Source organism: Kocuria sp. p3-SID1428, assembly GCF_025149945.1.
Classification (GTDB): Bacteria; Actinomycetota; Actinomycetes; order Actinomycetales; family Micrococcaceae; genus Kocuria.
In genome coordinates, this window is record NZ_JALXVH010000014.1 from 37,205 (window position 1) to 53,833 (window position 16,629).

Annotated in this window: 9 protein-coding genes; 6 read left to right on the forward strand and 3 right to left on the reverse strand. The window is 66.7% G+C overall.

Translation table 11 applies throughout. The features are described from left to right. Nucleotides 1-67: 67 nt before the first annotated feature. Both M3E84_RS04875 and M3E84_RS04880 read right to left on the reverse strand, forming a co-directional pair. Nucleotides 68-1,333 (reverse strand): DUF3500 domain-containing protein, encoded by a 1,266-nt coding sequence (locus M3E84_RS04875; RefSeq protein WP_259894937.1) that lies wholly within the window; start codon nt 1,331-1,333, stop codon nt 68-70. A 69-nt stretch (nt 1,334-1,402) separates the two neighbouring features. Beyond that, nucleotides 1,403-2,374, reverse strand: a complete 972-nt coding sequence (locus tag M3E84_RS04880; RefSeq protein WP_259894939.1) for a Dyp-type peroxidase — start codon at nt 2,372-2,374, stop codon at nt 1,403-1,405. Between the two features lie 70 nt (nt 2,375-2,444). On the opposite strand from M3E84_RS04880, the gene M3E84_RS04885 reads away from it, so the two are divergent. The 3 genes from M3E84_RS04885 (at nt 2,445) to M3E84_RS04895 (ending at nt 10,356) form a co-directional block, all read left to right on the forward strand. Continuing rightward, on the forward strand, nt 2,445-2,615 hold the full coding sequence (locus M3E84_RS04885) for a hypothetical protein (RefSeq protein ID WP_259894941.1): 171 nt from the start codon (nt 2,445-2,447) through the stop codon (nt 2,613-2,615). 78 nt (nt 2,616-2,693) lie between these two features. After that, on the forward strand, nt 2,694-9,446 hold the full coding sequence (locus tag M3E84_RS04890; protein WP_259894942.1) for a DUF4011 domain-containing protein: 6,753 nt from the start codon (nt 2,694-2,696) through the stop codon (nt 9,444-9,446). 112 nt (nt 9,447-9,558) lie between these two features. Then, on the forward strand, nt 9,559-10,356 hold the full coding sequence (locus tag M3E84_RS04895) for an enoyl-CoA hydratase (protein ID WP_259894943.1): 798 nt from the start codon (nt 9,559-9,561) through the stop codon (nt 10,354-10,356). Between the two features lie 101 nt (nt 10,357-10,457). Here M3E84_RS04895 and M3E84_RS04900 read toward each other — a convergent pair whose 3' ends face one another. After that, entirely contained in the window at nt 10,458-10,970 is a 513-nt protein-coding gene (locus M3E84_RS04900) for a ferritin (RefSeq protein WP_259894945.1), read from the reverse strand. A gap of 299 nt (nt 10,971-11,269) precedes the next feature. Here M3E84_RS04900 and betT point away from each other — a divergent pair, with 299 nt between their 5' ends. Genes betT through M3E84_RS04915 form a run of 3 tightly spaced genes read left to right on the forward strand, consistent with a single transcriptional unit; the run spans nt 11,270 to nt 16,579 of the window. Beyond that, a complete protein-coding gene (gene betT / locus M3E84_RS04905; RefSeq protein ID WP_259894946.1) occupies nt 11,270-13,486 on the forward strand; it encodes a choline BCCT transporter BetT in 2,217 nt (738 codons plus the stop codon). Beyond that, nucleotides 13,479-14,960, forward strand: a complete 1,482-nt coding sequence (locus M3E84_RS04910; RefSeq protein WP_259894948.1) for an aldehyde dehydrogenase family protein — start codon at nt 13,479-13,481, stop codon at nt 14,958-14,960. The genes betT and M3E84_RS04910 overlap by 8 nt, the downstream gene beginning before the upstream one ends. 8 nt (nt 14,961-14,968) lie before the next feature. After that, the gene (locus M3E84_RS04915; protein WP_259894949.1) at nt 14,969-16,579 is read left to right on the forward strand and encodes a GMC family oxidoreductase; all 1,611 of its coding nucleotides are present in this window, start codon (nt 14,969-14,971) and stop codon (nt 16,577-16,579) included. Nucleotides 16,580-16,629: the final 50 nt, after the last annotated feature.

Here is a 16,629-nt window from a genome sequence, read left to right on the forward strand (position 1 = left end):
GGCGCAGCAACGCGCCGGGGATCCGTCGTCGTAGGTCACCGTCGACCGATTGAGCCGGTCGGGATGCTCACTCCGTGGAGTCGGCGCTCGAGGACTCCTCGGTGAGCCCGGCGTAGTCCGTCTCGGAGTCTCGCCACACCGAGTGGATGTGCGGCTCGGAGGTCGCGACGCCGTTCTGCATGGCCAGCTCGATCCACACGCTGGGCCCGTCGATGCGGATGTAGTCGCCGGCGGTGGAGAAGTCCGTGCTCCCGGAGAACAGGACGTAGGTGTCCTCGAGCTCGGACTCGTACGTGGCCATGTACTCGGCCGCCTCGTCCTCCGGCAGGTCGTCGACGTAGGTCGCGATCGCCTCGAGCACGAGCTGCTGCTGCTCCTCGGACAGATCCGAGACCTTCACGCCCTCCTCCTCGGAGAACTCGCCGTCCTGGCCCGGGCCCAGCAGCAGATCCGACTGATCGGTGGCGGCCTCGGCAAGCTGGTCCTCGGTCAGGGACTCCGCCAGCGCGGAGAGCGCGTCCGTCTCCTGGGTCAGCGGGTCGTAGGTCTCACCGTCCAGCGTGAACTCCCCGGTGGGCTCCGTGCCGCGGAAGGACGGGGTCGCACTGACCAGCTCGCCGTCCGTGTAGGTGTTGGACACCGCCAGGTGGTGGCCGCCGAACTGCAGCTCCCAGGTGCCGCTGTCGGTGACCTCGCCCAGGAAGGCGATGTAGTAGTTCTCCGAGCCGTAGTCCGTGCCGCCGTAGTTCTCGGCCAGGTAGTCGTCGGCGGCCAGAATGGCCATGACCTCGTCGTAGCCCTCGTTGTCCTCCCCGCCCAGCGCGGCGGCCATCAGCTCCTCGAGAGCCGCTCGCTGCTCGTCGACCAGGGTCGAGATCTGCAGACCCACACGTCCCGACGACGAGGCCGTGTCCCCGCCGGGGCCGCTGCCCCTGCCGTTCTGGAGCAGCTGCTGGGGGAAGTTCGACCAGTTGGTCGCATTGGCGTAGCTGTAGTCCTGGTTCAGCTCGGCCAGCTGGTCCTCGTCCAGGGTGTCGGCGAATGCCTGAGCCAGGGCCTGGACCTCGGCGGAGCTGTCCAGAGACGACGAATCGGTCGTGGTGTCCTCGCTCGAGTCTGTGCCGGCCGCCGAGGTGGTCGAGACAGTGGTCGCAGTGCTGTCGGAGGACGCGTCCGAGGCTTGGCCGACGGCCCCGCAGGCGGTCGTGGCCAGCAGGGCGGCGACGCTGATTCCGGCGGCTCCCACCCTCAGGCGGCTCCAGCGGGAGGCCGGCCTGTTGGAGCGATCGGTGGTGGTGGTGGTCTGGGCTGCGCTGTTGTCTGTGCTGTTCATGCCCCCGAGTCTGGGCGGGCTCGCTATGCCGGGGACCGCTTGAAGCTGTGCCGGGGCTGTGACTGCGGATCAGCGAGCGGCTGCCGGGTGATCGTCGTCCAGGAATGCAGCGGTGGGCACGAAGAACAGCGAGCCGGTGGTGGCCGTGGAGAAGTCCAGGACGCGGTCCGTGGTGCCCTCAGGCTCGCCCACGAACATGTTGCGCAGCATCCGCTCGATGATCGCCGGATCCTTGGTGTAGCCGATGAAGTACGTGCCGGATTCGGCGGTGCCGATCGTGCCGAACGGGCGATTGTCGCGCACGATCTTGAGATCGCGGCCGTCGTCGTCCGTGATCGAGTTCAGGTGCACGTGGGAGTTCTTGGGCTTGCGGTCATCGGGCAGCTCGACGTTCTCGGCCTTGGTGCGCCCGATCGCATCGTCCTGCTGCTCGACGCTCAGGGCATTCCAGGCCTGCATGTCGTGGCGGTACTTCTGCACGATCACGTAGCCAGCCCCGGCGTAATCCGGGTCCTCGGCGGCGTCGATGCTCACCCAGTCCTGACCCGTCTGCCCCTCCGGGTTCTCGGAGCCGTCGACGTAGCCGAGCAGATCGCGCTGGTCGAAGAACTTGAAGCCGTGGGTCTCGTCGACCACCTCGGCGTGACCGCGCAGCCGGTCCATCACCAGGGTCGCGAGCTCGAAGCACATGTCCATGTTCACCGCGCGCAGATGCAGGAGCAGATCCCCCGGAGTGGAGGGGGCATGGTGGCGCGCACCCTGGATCTCCTGGAACGGGTGCAAGCCCATGGGACGGGGAAGGTCCCAGAGCCGATCCCACAGCTGCGCACCGATCCCGGCGACGGCATGCAGGCTGTCGTCGGGGCGGCGGAAGGACACGGAGCGGACCAGGCCGCTGAGGTCTGCCAGGAGATCGCGCACGGCGGCCTCTTCGCCTTCCTTCACGGTGAGCACCAGGAACATGGCGCTGCGAGCGGGCGGGGCGATGATCTGCGCAGGGGCATGCTGGCCTCCGTGGGGTGGCGTTCGGACCTTCGGCATCAAACCTATCCCGCAATCACAGCATGTGAACCGCCCCACATGCAGATGGCTCGGCTCGTAGACTCGAGCCATGACACAGACCTACGACACCATCCTCGGGTCTCGTCGTGTCCGAGTCGCCGCGGTCGGCAGAGGCGACGTGATCAGTGCTGTGGAGAATCTGCAGGTCGATACGGGGCCGGCGCAGATCCGGGAGAGAACTGCAGATGCCAGGGTAATTCTGCTTCATGTAGCTGACTGAGGATGACGACGGCGGGGGTCACAGGTCGATGTCCCTAGACTGACCCAACGATTGTCACCAGCTGAAAGCACCCCCACTGTGATCTCTGCGAAGCCCTACGAGACCGTCCTCCAAGCCGGGCAGGTGCTGGCTCATGTGCTGCGCCCCTTTATCGAACGGCATTCTCCCGTAGAGGATGACCCGCAGTCCTGGCTCGAGCTCATCGGGGAATCTGATTTTCGACGCCTTGGACGCCGCGATGCCGAATATGCCCTCGGCGACCCCCGCATCCTGCTGAAGACCATCGCCTTCCACACCGATCGGTTCGCCGGAACCTTCACGGCGAATGACGTGGAGTGGGCGATGGAGGCGCTGAAGATGCTGAACCTGGCGCATCACGGAACTTCGTTGGGCGCCCCCTCCGCCCTGCGCGGCATCGAATCGATGCAGCTGCTGCTGGAATCCGTTGGCGCGACCGAGGCTTCCAGGCGATTGGAGGCGGTGAGCGAGGGCATCTATCCCGATTTCGCCTCAGCCGTGGAGGGGCTGCCGAGCGAGCTCAACGAGATCGCGGATCCTGAACTGACGCGGGGGGCTGGCCCCGAACCGGTCACGATCGTCCAACCCATCGTCCCCATTCCTCTGCCCCCCGACCAAGGAACCGCACAGGAGCCTCAAGGCCCGCAGGAGAGGCACGACCCCGAGGAGCTGGACTCCGCCGAGAAGATCCACCCGGAGGCCGGCAGCGCCGCCGACGACGAATGGGCTGAGCCTGACGGCAGGACGCCGCATCCTGAGCTGGAGAGCGTCGAGGTCCCCCGCGGATGCCGGGCCGCCGATTTCCGGCACGGCCCGGTCGGGGTCCGTGTGATCTACCGGGAGGCTCTGAACTTCGCCTTGATCCATAACCAGGTCAGCCCGATCGTTGCCGTGCATGCCATCCACGATGACCAGCAAGCTGGTCACCTCGTCGACAGCATGGTCGTGGCACTGGGCGAGCATGGCGGCATCGAGGCTGATCCGCTGCGATTGGGCAGCCTCGATCTGCCACCTGTCCCGGAGAACCGGACCCTGACCTCGCGCGCCATTCCCTTACCCGCTCTGGCGTGGCACATCGCCCCCCGGCAGTTCGCCCAGATCGATGAAGCCACCACTACCACGCTACGTATCAACGTCTCGATCAACGGACATCGCCAGACCCAGTCGCGCTCGATCCAGCTACTGGCGAGGGACGAGTGGTATGCCCGCTCCATCCCCGAGATCCTCGCCGCGTTCGTTACGCCGAACAGCCCGGCCTTGGTCGCTCCGCTGCAACGGGCCTCAGAGTTGCTTCAGCAGCGCACCGGATCCAATGCCCTGGACGGGTACCAGCAAGGGGCAGAACGCGCAGAGGCGATCGGACAGGCGATCTACGACGCATTGGCCGAGCTGGCCATCGGGTACATCACCCCTCCCGCCTCCTTCGAGGAGAGCGGCCAGAAAATCCGCAGGGTCGAGGGTGTCCTGCAGGACAGGCTCGGCACCTGCCTGGATCTGAGCGTCCTCTACGCCGCCGCACTCGAGCAGGCAGGGCTGAATCCGGTGATCACAGCCGTGCCAGGGCACGCTTTCGCCGGCTTCCTGACGGAGGATGACCAGCTTGCCGAACTGGCACTCTCCGACGTCGGCAGCATCGACAACGTAGTCCGCACCGGGCGGCTCATCCCCGTGGAGACGACCGGCCTGACTTCCTCGACTCAGCTGAGCTTCGAGGAGGCCAGGAAAGCGACCGCCCGCCGCTTCGATGAGCCCATTGACTATGTGCTGGACATCGCTGCGGCCCATCGGCGCGTCAAGCCGCTTCCACGCTTCATCACGGCCCCTGGCAGCGATGTCGTGGAGATGCACAGCGAACGACCTACTCCTACCCCGCTGCCCACGTTGTCGGCTGTTCCTTCCTCCGCGCCGATGACCGTCCGCGAGTCGGAGGAGAGACTGCTGCCGCCGCGGATCCAGAAGTGGCGTCAATCTCTGCTCGATCTGTCGCTGCGCAACCCGCTGCTCAATCTCCCCCGCAGGGCCATGGAGCTCATCGTCCCCGAACGGTCGCTCCCGAAGTTCGAGGACACCCTCGCCGACGGCCAGCGCCTGCTGCTGCGGGCCGAGGACGACCTCGCGGAGCTCGGACAGGCCAGCGGCAGGACCTCGGCGCGCGAGCTCGGAGATGAGGCCCTGCATCATATCTTCGAGCGCGAGACCACCATCCATGCAAGGGTTTCCCAGACCTCCTACGGGACCTCTCTGGACAAGCTGCGACGTGAGGCGAAGTCCGCCCTCGATGAGACGGGCGCCAATAGGCTCTTTGTCACTCTCGGGGCACTGTCGTGGAAGACGACGACGGGTCGTGAGGCCCTAGCGCCCCTTTTCCTGTTGCCCGCATCGCTCGAGGGCAGCAAGAAGCACCGCTTCCACCTGACGGTCGAGGAAGGGGCCATCGCGCAGCCCAACTGGGCCCTGATCGAGAAGCTTCGCTCCGAGTTCGCACTGAGCATCTCGGTCCTCGAGGAGCCTCCGGTGGATGACAGCGGCATCGATCTGCCACGGGTCATCCACGAGGTCCGGTCGGAACTGGCACGGCAGAAGCTGCAGTTCTCCGTGCGGGCGGACGTCCGCCTGTCGCTCCTCAAGTTCTCAACGGTCGACATGTGGCGGGACCTGGGGGCCCATTGGGAGCGCTTCATGGAGAACCCGGTGGTCAAGCACCTGGTGGAATCACAAGGAGAGAGCTTTCACGACAGCGTCGAGGCACCTCCTGTCACCGACGAGCTTGAAGCAGAGGCCGCCCTTCCGGTCCAGGTCGATGGCTCACAGCTCAAGGCCATCCGCTGGGCGAGCGCCGGGAAGACCTTCGTACTGGAGGGCCCTCCCGGCACCGGCAAGTCGCAGACGATCACGAACATGATCGCCGACACCCTGAGCCGCGGAAAGACAGTGCTCTTCGTCGCAGAGAAGCAGGCCGCCCTGGATGTCGTGCGCACGCGCCTGGAACGGGTCGGTCTGGGGCCGCTCATCCTGCAGATGCACGGGTCCAAGCAGAAGGTCACCGAGGTCCGCCGTCAGCTGCTCGCCTCCTGGGACGCGGAGGCTGCCGGCAACCGGGCATCGTTCGAGGCTCAGCGCGACGAGTACCGCCGGCTGATCACGTCCCTGTCGGCATACCCCAAGCAACTTCACGGCCGCGACCACGCCCCGCTGTCAGTGTGGCAAGCACACCAGGACTACATCGGAATGCGCAGCCGACTCGGGGCGGAGGATGAGGCTCAAGAGATGCTCCAGGTCCCCGGGGCCGTCGTGCGAGATCCGCTGCTGGCAGACCGAGCCGCCCTGCTCGCCGAGCGGCTCGAAAGCTCGCTGCGAGCCCTCCAAGGCATCCCCGCATCGCAGAGCCCCTGGAGTCTTGCCGGCCCCGCCCGCGACGCCGCCCCCAGCACCTCGACAGGAGCGGCAGATCCCAGCGATGGTCGCTCTGGGGCCATGGCGGCCGTCAGAGGGTTCCTGGAGCACTACGATCGTCTCGGCGAGCGCGGCCGGGAACTTCTGGCTGCATATCCCGATCCCCGAGCCTGGGAGGTACTCGCAGCGTGGCTCGCAGAGGTCAATTCCGGCTCCTACATGTCGGTGGCCCATCATCGGGAGGTCTGGGCCCGGACTCCAGGGTGGGACCAGCGGATGGACGCCTTCGTGGCTGAGATCCAGACGCTGTGGACTAGCAGCGGCTGGGTATTGGAAGCTGTGCGCCCGGAATCCCGCGATGCAGACACCTCTGCTCTGCGCAGTGATCTCTCGGCTGCCGAATCCCGCTTCCTGCGCAAGGAGCGGCACATCAAGCAGGTCATCGACCGGATTGAGCAGCTGGTCGTGCCCCAGGCCGCGAACGCGGTCCGTGAGGATCCGAGGAACTTCCTCAACCTCCTGGACTGGGCGCAGTCGCGCACTCGCGCTCTGCAGCAGGAAGCCACGGCCCTGCTCCCCTCGGATGTTCCCTGGACTCCGTGGGATCCGGCCGCGCGACTGATCCCCTCCTACATGCGCAGCCTCTCGGAGACAGTCGGAGCCGCCCGGGGCTTGTTCTCCGATGCCGACCTGGAGAAGTTCCAGTCAGGTGCCAGCACCATCGATATTCCCGGATACCAGTCGGCTTGGCAGGACATGCTCGCTGCCCTGGGGACAACGGGCGCCACGCTCGCCCGCTGGCAGGGTGATGACGACCTGCGCACGGCCATCTCCCGCAGCGTCCGGCGCTGGCGGCAAGATGCTGACAAGGACCGGGAGGGCGAGCTCGCACGGTTCCGTAGGGCCGACCGAGCCCTGGAGGACTTCGCGGCCCTGGGGTTCGAGGAGCTGGTCGAGGACCTGCGCAGCGGCCGCACGAACGTGGCAGGTCTTCAATCCCGCCTGCGGCTGGCGATCGCCCGCGAACAGCTCGAGACCAGGCTCGACGACACAGAGCTCTCCACCTTTGACCCGCATGATCGTTCCCTCCGGGTCGACCAGTACCGCGAGGCCAGCGATCGCGTGCGCCGTACTATGAGGCAGGAGTTGCCTGCTCAGCTGCTGCGCGGCCGTGGTCTGGACCGCAGCGCGCCCACTGTCCGACAGGTGCTTCTGCGCAAGGAGATCGAGCGCAGGAGGGGCGGGAGCATCCGGCGGATCTTCGAGCTCGCTGGGTCCGCGGTGACCGATGTGACCCCGTGCCTGCTCATGAGCCCCTCAAGCGTCGCGAAGAACCTGCCTGTCGGCTCCGTGGACTTCGATCTGGTGATCTTCGATGAGGCCTCGCAGATCCGCGTCGCGGATGCCATCGGGTCTCTGGGGCGGGCGAAGTCCGTGGTGATCGTTGGCGACTCGAAGCAGATGCCGCCGTCGTCGATGTTCGCCACGTCCACAGAGGATGAGGACGACGACGAGACGGGCGTGGTCAGCGCCGACCAGGAGTCGATCCTCTCCGAAGCCGTCAGCGCCAACATCGACAAGGAGATGCTCACCTGGCATTACCGCAGCCAGGACGAGTCGCTGATCGCCTTCTCCAACGGCCAGTACTACGACGGCGGGCTCTCCACCTTCCCTGCTCCCCCGATCGCCCGGGAGGGGTTCGGGATCCGCCTCGTGCAGGCAGGCGGCGTGTTTGACGGCTCCACCGCAGACAAGGGCCACAGACCGACTCGCACGAACAAGGTGGAGGCGCAGCTCATCGTCCAGGAGACGCAGCGGCGCCTGGAAATCGACTCCTCTGCCTCAATCGGCATCGTCACCTTCAACATCCAGCAGCAGGACCTCATCCAGGACCTCCTCGAGGAATCGACCGCGGGACCCGTCCGCGAAGCCCTAGCCCGCGAGATCGATCCGCTGATCGTCAAGAACCTGGAGAACATCCAGGGCGACGAGCGCGACGTCATCCTATTCTCACTGGCGTTCTCCCCGAACCCCGAGTCAGGGCGGATGCGACTGATGTTCGGGCCGCTGAGCGCCCAGGGCGGCGAACGTCGACTGAACGTCGCGATCACCCGGGCCCGCCGGGAGGTCGTCCTCTTCGCTTCCTTCGACCCGGAGCACATCGATCTGAACCGCACCGGGTCCACAGGCATGCGTCACCTGCGCGCCTACCTCGAATTCGCTCGCGAGCAGACCGAGCTCGGGGGAATCTCGACCACATCCCCGAGCCAGGAGCTGCACCGCCAGGGCGTCGCCGCCGCTCTGCGGGCGTCCGGCCTGGAGGTGGTCGAGGAGTACGGGATGTCCCGCTTCCAGGTCGATATGGCCGTTCGGGTGCCCGAGTCCGAGGTGTGGTTCGCGGTCATGCTGGATGGTCCCGCCTGGGCGCAACGAGCCATCGTCTCCGACCGAGATGCGGTGCCGTCACAGGTCCTCACGATGATGGGGTGGAGCGAGGTCCTGCAGGTTTGGCTGCCAAGCTGGTGGTCGGATCGCGATGCGACCCTCGACCGCCTGGTGAACAGGGTCGAAGAGAGAACGCGCGAAACCCTGGAGCACCAGCTGGTCTCAGCCGTGGAACAAGCCATAGCCGCTGTGCCCGAGACCCCGAGCAGTGCCAACCCGACCTCAGAGGACCCTGCCGCTGCGCCACAGGAGGCGACTCCGGCCACCGAATCCCAGGCCCCCCGCACTGAGTCTGAGCCGGCTCGGGAGCTGGAGGGCCGGACCGTCACCAGGTTCGCCTCGGCTGCGCCGACCACTGAGGCACCCCTGGGCGCCGTAGCGCGAAGCTGGGCAGTCCACCGCTTGCATGAGGTGCCTTTCGTGGAGGCCTCAACAGCCCCCATCGGAGATCGCACTGTGCTGGACCGGATCGAAGCCCCTGAGAACCAGACGCTGATCCGTGAGCAGCTGTGGGAGATCATCGACGCCGAAGGTCCGATCGAGGAGCAGCGACTGGTTCGCATCCTGGGCAGCCGCTTCGGGCTGCAGCGAGTCGTCGCAGAACGACGAGGCCGCCTCCTGAGAACCCTGGAATCCGTCACGACCACCTATTCACGCGGTTCCATCTTCTACTGGTCGGACAGCCGTCCGCCTGCTGGTTGGACCCAGATCCGCACCGGTGCCGCGAGTCGGAAAACCGACGAGATCCCGACCGAGGAATTCCAGAACGCGCTGCTGCTGGCTCTGCGGGACAACCGCCACGCCATGCCCAGGTCCGGCCTCCTCCAGAGGGTGAATGAGCTCTTCGGCATCCAGCGGATGGGGGGCCGCATCCGAGAAGCCCAGGAGGAGGCTCTGAGCCAACTGATCCGCCGCGGGGTCGTCGAAGAGCTCAACGGGATGCTCTCCATTCTGGAAGGACGAGGAGGGCAATGAGACCCCACGATTCGCCCGACTGGCAGGCACCTCAGGCGTGCGATGACCGCTGTCGTCGCTCCTCCTGTAAGCGGCCGCAAGGGTCTCGGGCATAGCCTCCTACACTGACGCTATGACTGAGACCAGCACCTCCGCACAGAACTACGACACCATCCTCGTCGAGACCCAAGGGCGGGTCGGGATCATCACCCTGAACCGCCCCAAGGCCCTGAACGCCCTGAATGCGCAGGTGCTGGCCGACGTCCTGCACGCCGCCCGAGCCTTCGATGCCGACCACGGGATCGGCGCGATCCTGCTGACCGGCTCGGAGAAGGCCTTCGCCGCAGGAGCCGACATCAAGGAGATGGCCGATCGCGGCTTCGCCGAGATGTTCGCCACCGACTGGTTCGCCGGCTGGCAGGGCCTGGCCGAGATCCGCACCCCCACCATCGCCGCCGTGAGCGGCTACGCCTTGGGCGGCGGCTGCGAGCTGGCCATGCTCTGCGATCTGCTGATCGCCTCCGAGACCGCCAGGTTCGGCCAGCCGGAGATCAACCTGGGCGTGCTGCCCGGCATGGGCGGGTCGCAGCGCCTGACGCGGGCCATCGGCCGTCCCAAGGCCATGGACATGATCCTCACCGGGCGCCAGATGGATGCGCAGGACGCGGAGCGCGCCGGACTCGTTTCGCGCGTGATCCCCGCCGACGAGTTCCAGGACAAGTCCCTGGAGATCGCGCAGACCATCGCCTCGAAGTCGCTGATCGCGGCCATGGCAGCCAAGGAGGCCGTGCACACCGCCATGGAGACTCCCCTGTCGCAGGGCCTGGTCGCCGAGCGGAGGCTCTTCCACGGCCTCTTCGCCACGGAGGACCAGAAGGAGGGCATGGCCGCGTTCGTCGAGAAGCGCGACCCGGAGTTCACGCACCGCTGAGCAGCGACGCTCGTCCGGCGGTCAGAGAACGACGAAGCCCGCCGACCCGGACTGGGTCGGCGGGCTTCGTCATGCCGAGGCCGGCGATGCGATGCTTCAGATCAGGCCTCGGTGGTCGTGGCCGGGCGGGCGCCCAGCTCGGCGTCCATGCGCAGCAGGCCCGAGCCGTCGTCGCCGACGAGGCGGATGCGGCCGATGATCTCGTCGACCGTGGACTCCTCCTCGATCTGCTCCGAGGTGAACCAGTTGAGGATGGGGCGGGAATCGAAGTCGCCGGCCTCATCAGCAGCGCGGTAGAGGTTCTGGATGGCCTCCGAGACCTTCTGCTCGTGCTTGAAGGCCGCCTCGAAGAGGTCCAGAGCGGACGGGTCGGCGAACTGCGCCGGGGCGTTCAGGCTGCCGATCTGGACGTGGCCGTCACGGGCATCGACGTGATCGATGAACTTGTTGGCGTGGACGATCTCCTCATCGGCCTGGTGGCGGAACCACGCGGCCATGCCCACGAGGTCCATGCGCTCGGCCTCGACAGCCAGCTGGCGGTAGACCAGCGAAGCCTCGAACTCGAGGGTGATCTGATCGTTGAACTTGGCTTCCATCTGCTGTGAAATCTTCATAATAAGGACTATAGGAGAGGTGGCTTCAGAAAGCTAGATCATGCGCTGTGAAACGCATTGCTGAGCTGAGGCTCAGCTTCCCGTGGTGAGCCTCAGCTCAGTGAGGCATCCCTATTCCCATGTTCTCGAGGATGCGCACAGGCGTCGCACCAGCTGACAGGCTCCCGGCTCGTCGAAGTGAGTTCCGCATCGAGGCTCTCTATGGTGAATGGGGCGGCTGATTCTCCCGGCGCACCGTGGCCGGAGGTCAGCAGCCGTCTGCACGCCTGAAAGCACTCGTCCTCCAGGAAGGAACCCTCATGGCAGGCTCCACCGCGCCGCCGCACGACACCGCCGACGACGCATTCAGACGCAAGGCCGTCGAACAGGACAGTCCCCGTCACTCCGCCGTCAACTGGCCCGTCTTCATCGGGGCCTCCGCCGTCATCGTCGCCTTCGTGGCCTGGGCCGCCATCTGGCCCTCGGCAGCCGAGACCGCGATCTTCGGGTCGATGGCCTGGATCGCCGAGAACTTCGGCTGGTACTACGTGCTGACCGTCTCGGTCGTCGTGGTCTTCGTCATCGTGGTCGCGCTCTCGCGCGTGGGGCAGACGAGGATGGGCCCGGATCACTCCAGGCCCAAGTACAACCTCTTCACGTGGACGGCGATGCTCTTCGCTGCCGGCATCGGCGTGGATCTCATGTTCTTCGGGATCTCCGGACCGGCCACGAATCTCCTCACTCCCCCGGATGTCGCGCCGATGTCCGATGAAGCCGCCAGGATGGCTCCGCTGTGGACGATCTTCCAGTACGGCATTCCCGGCTGGGCGCTCTACGCGCTGATGGGTATGGTCGTCGGCCTCGTGTCCTATCGCTATCACCTCCCGCTGAGCATCCGCTCGGCTCTGGCACCCATCTTCGGCAAGCGCATCCACGGCGGTGTCGGCCACGCCGCAGAGATCGGCGCCGTGATCGGCACGATCTTCGGCATCTCGGTGTCGCTGGGCATCGGCGTGGTCTTCCTGAACTATGGGCTCGCCGCGATCTTCGGCGTCCCGACGACCGTGGGCGTGCAGGTCGCTCTCATGGCCGTCGCCGTGGTCATCACCGTCGCCTCCACGGTCTCCGGCGTGGACAAGGGGATTCGTCGCCTCTCCGAGCTGAACGTTCTGCTGGCAGTCACCCTGATGCTGTGGATCCTCTTCACGGGCCGCACGCATGAGTTGCTCAACGCCCTGGTGCAGAACATCGGCGACTTCTTCTCCCGCTTCCCGGGAATGCTGATGAACACGTTCGCCTACACCGACGGGACAGCCGCCTACCCCGCCGATCAGTGGATGGCGGACTGGACCCTGTTCTTCTGGGCCTGGTGGATCGCCTGGATGCCGTTCGTCAGCCTCTTCCTGGCCCGCATCTCCCGCGGCCGGACCCTGCGGCAGTTCGTCTTCGGCGTGCTGCTCATCCCCTTCGCATTCATCCTGCTGTGGGTCTCGATCTTCGGCAACGCCACCCTGATGAATGCCGAGGATCAGGACTTCCTCGACTTGACGATGACCCTGCCCGAATCCGGATTCTTCAACCTGCTCGAGCAGCACCCCGGGGCCTTCTTCACGATTCCGCTGGCGCTGCTGACCGGGCTGTTCTTCTATGTGACCTCCGCCGACTCAGGATCTCTCGTCCTGGCGAACATGTCCTCCAAGACGACGGACACGGACTCCGACGGCCCTCCGTGGCTGCGCATCGTCTGGGCGGTCATCACCGGCGTGCTGACGCTGGTCATGCTGTTCATCGACGGCGTCTACACGCTGCAGGCAGCCACAGTGGTCGTGGGACTGCCGCTGTCGCTGATCGTCTGGATCGTGATGGCGGGGCTCTGGAAGATGCTGCGCACGGAGCAGATCAACCTCGACTCGAGGCAGGCGGCTCTGCCCGCCCTGCTCACCAGCCGAGTTCGCGAGACCGGCCAGCAGGTCACCTGGCGGCAGCGCCTTCACGACCGGATGTCCTATGCCTCCGCCGCCGATGCGCAGGCATTCGTCGAGCACACCGCGGCACCGGCGGTGGAAGAGGTCGCCGAGGAGCTCTCCGAGCTCGGGCTGTCGGTGGCCTGCCACCGCGGCGAGCACCCCGACAGCGGCATCTGCTTCGTGGACCTCGTGGTCTCCTTCCCGGAGGCCGAGGACTTCAAGTACCAGGCCTACCCCGTGGCCCACTCGCTGCCGAGCTTCGCTGCGAACCTGTCGACCGTGCGCGATGTCTACTACCGGATCGAGATCTTCTCGACCCACGGATCGCGCGGCCGCGACATCATGGGATACACGAAGGACCAGGTCATCGCCGATGTCCTGGATGTCTACGACGCCCACATCGCCTACCTGCACCTCAGCGGCGACGGAGGCGGGATCGCCACCGGCGCGGTGGTCGGAACCACCCCTGAGACCTGGGTCGACACCGATCAGATCCCCACCGTCGCCCCTCGGCTAGATTCCTCCGCCGAGACCGTGAACACCGCAACCCAGAAGGAGCGCCATGACTGAGTCCAGCTCGACCCTGTACATCGACGGAGAGTGGGTGCCCTCTTCCGACGGCGGGACCCGCACCATCACCTGCCCCGCCGACGGCACCGAGGTCGGCGTCGTCGCCGAGGCCACCGGTGAGGATGTCGAGCGCGCCATCCTCGCCGCCCGCAAGGCGTTCGAGGCCCGCACCTGGGTGGACACTCCCGCCGCTCAGCGCGGCGACTTCCTGATCCGCGTCTCGGACGCCCTGCTCGAGCGCAAGGACGAGTTCGCCCGTGCCGAGGCCCTCGACACCGGCAAGCGCCTGGTCGAGGCCGAGGGCGACATGGACGACATCGCGGCCTGCTTCCGCTACTTCGGCAAGATCGCGGACCAGAGCCCGGGCCGCCTGGTGGATGCGGGCGACGACACCGTCATCTCGCGGGTGGTCCACGAGCCCGTGGGGGTCTGCGGCATGATCACCCCGTGGAACTTCCCCCTGCTTCAGGCGGCGTGGAAGATCGCCCCCGCGCTGGCGGCCGGCAACACCTTCGTGCTCAAGCCGGCCGAGCTGACCCCGCACACGGCGATCCTGATCGTGGATGTGCTCGACGAGCTGGGGCTGCCCGCCGGAGTCGCGAACCTGGTCCTCGGCGACGGCGCAGTCGTCGGTGCCCCGCTGTCGAGCCACCCGGAGATCGACCTCGTCTCCTTCACCGGAGGCCTCGTCACCGGCCGGAGGATCGCCGAGTCGGCGGCCCCCGGCGTGAAGAAGGTCGCCCTGGAGCTGGGCGGCAAGAACCCCAATGTCGTGTTCGCCGATGCCGACTTCGACGCCGCCGTGGACAACGCCCTCAACGCCGCGTTCACGGACTCCGGGCTCGTCTGCTCGGCGGGCACGCGCCTGATCGTGCAGGACTCGATCGCGGAGCGCTTCGTCGACGAGGTCGTCCGCCGCGCCGGCGACATCGTCATGGGCGGTCCGTTCGATGAGAAGGCCGAGACCGGCCCGCTGATCTCCAAGGAGCACCGCGACAAGGTCACCGACTACGTCCAGCGCGGCATCGAGGCCGGCGCCCGCCTGCGGGTCGGCGGCCACTGGGGCGGCAAGGAGCATGAGGATGGGTACTTCTACGCCCCGACCGTGCTGGACCAGTGCGATCGGGAGAACCCCGCGGTGATCGAGGAGGGCTTCGGCCCCGTCATCACGGTCGAGACCTTCTCCACCGAGGCCGAGGCCATCGAGACCGCCAACCACACGGAGTACGGCCTGGCCGGAGCGGTGTGGACCTCCGATGCCGGAACGGCCAACCGCGTGTCCCGTCGCCTGCGCCACGGCACGGTTTGGATCAACGACTACCACCCCTACCTGCCGCAGGCGGAGTGGGGCGGCTTCAAGTCCTCCGGCGTGGGCCGCGAGCTCGGCCCCACGGGCCTGGAGGAGTACACCGAGGCCAAGCACATCTACCAGAACACCGAGCCCGCCGTGACCGGCTGGTTCCCGCAGAAGTGACCGCTTCCATGTCCCGCACTCAGCAGAAGGAGGACCGCGTGCTCGACGAGCCCGTGTCGGAGAACCTGATCACCGAATACGACTACATCATCGTGGGAGGCGGGTCGGCCGGCGCCGTCGTCGCCGCCCGACTCAGCGAGGACCCGGACGTCTCCGTGGCCCTGGTCGAGGCCGGGGACCACGACCTGGACCACGAGATGGTCCTGCAGCTCAACCGCTGGCCGGAGATGCTGGAATCCGGGCTCGACTGGGACTACCCGATCGAGCCGCAGGCCAACGGCAACTCGTTCATGCGCCACGCCCGCGCCAAGGTGCTGGGAGGCTGCTCGTCGCACAACTCCTGCATCGCCTTCCATCCGCCTGCGGAGGACATGGACCTGTGGGAGCAGATGGGCGCCGAGGGCTGGAGCGCCGAGACCATGCTCCCGCTGATCAAGCGCCTCGAATCGAATCAGTCCCGTTCAGGTGAGCGGCACGGGACCGACGGCCCCGTGGAGCTCATGGACGCTCCCCCGAATGATCCCGTGGGCGTGGCACTGCTCGAGGCCTGCGAGCAGGCGGGGATCCCCCGCGCCACGTTCAACGACTTCGAGACCGTGGTCAACGGCGCCAGCTTCTTCCAGGTCAACCGCCAGGCGGACGGACGCCGTGCCTCGTCGTCGGTGTCCTACCTGCACCCCATCCAGCAGCGGGACAATCTCGAGATCCTCACGAACCGGCAGGTCATGCAGGTCCTGTTCGACGACGACCAGCGGGCCGTGGGCATCGAGTACATCGACAACTGCTTCGACCGCTCCTCGATCATGAGGGCCCGCAAGGAGATCATCCTCTCGGCCGGGGCGATCGACACCCCCAAGCTGCTGATGCTCTCCGGGATCGGCCCGGCGGATCACCTGCGGGAGGTCGGGATCGACGTGCGGGTGGATTCACCGGGCGTGGGCTCGAACCTCCAGGACCACCCCGAGGCCGTGATCTCCTGGGAGTGCACCCAGCGCATGACCCGAGACACCACCCAGTGGTGGGAGATCGGGATCTTCTCCCCGACCCAGGAGGGCCTGGAGCTGCCCGACCTGATGATGCACTACGGCTCGGTGCCCTTCGACATGCACACACGACGTCACGGCTACCCGACCTCCCCCGAGTCCTTTGCGCTGACCCCCAATGTCACGCACGCGAAGTCCCGCGGAACGGTGCGGCTGCGCACGATCGACTACCGGGACAAGCCCAAGGTCGACCCCCGCTACTTCACCGATGAGGACGGCTACGACATGGCCATCGCGGTGGCAGGCATCAAGAAGGCCCGCGAGATCGTCTCGCAGCCGGGCATGGACGCATACCGCGGGCGCGAGCTCTTCCCGGGCGAGGGCGTCCAGACGGACGAGGAGATCGCCGACTACGTCGCCAAGACCCACAACACCGTCTATCACCCGGCAGGTACCTGCCGCATGGGCTCGGCCGATGACGAGATGTCGCCGCTGGACCCCCAGCTGCGGGTCAAGGGCGTGAAGGGACTGCGCGTGGTCGACGGCTCGATCATGCCGCAGCTGGTCGCGGTGAATCCGAACATCACCACCATGCTGATCGGCGAACGCGCGTCGGACATCATCCGAGGCTCCTGAGCTCCGATGGGCTGAGTCAGCCGCCGGCCTGAGGCGAGAGCCCCGCAGAT

Coding starts and splice junctions, on each gene's coding strand:
- M3E84_RS04875 (WP_259894937.1), bottom strand. CDS start 1,333: ATGAACAGCACAGACAACAGCGCAGCCCAGACCACCACCACCACCGAT.
- M3E84_RS04880 (WP_259894939.1), bottom strand. CDS start 2,374: ATGCCGAAGGTCCGAACGCCACCCCACGGAGGCCAGCATGCCCCTGCG.
- M3E84_RS04885 (WP_259894941.1), top strand. CDS start 2,445: ATGACACAGACCTACGACACCATCCTCGGGTCTCGTCGTGTCCGAGTC.
- M3E84_RS04895 (WP_259894943.1), top strand. CDS start 9,559: ATGACTGAGACCAGCACCTCCGCACAGAACTACGACACCATCCTCGTC.
- M3E84_RS04900 (WP_259894945.1), bottom strand. CDS start 10,970: ATGAAGATTTCACAGCAGATGGAAGCCAAGTTCAACGATCAGATCACC.
- betT (WP_259894946.1), top strand. CDS start 11,270: ATGGCAGGCTCCACCGCGCCGCCGCACGACACCGCCGACGACGCATTC.
- M3E84_RS04910 (WP_259894948.1), top strand. CDS start 13,479: ATGACTGAGTCCAGCTCGACCCTGTACATCGACGGAGAGTGGGTGCCC.
- M3E84_RS04915 (WP_259894949.1), top strand. CDS start 14,969: ATGTCCCGCACTCAGCAGAAGGAGGACCGCGTGCTCGACGAGCCCGTG.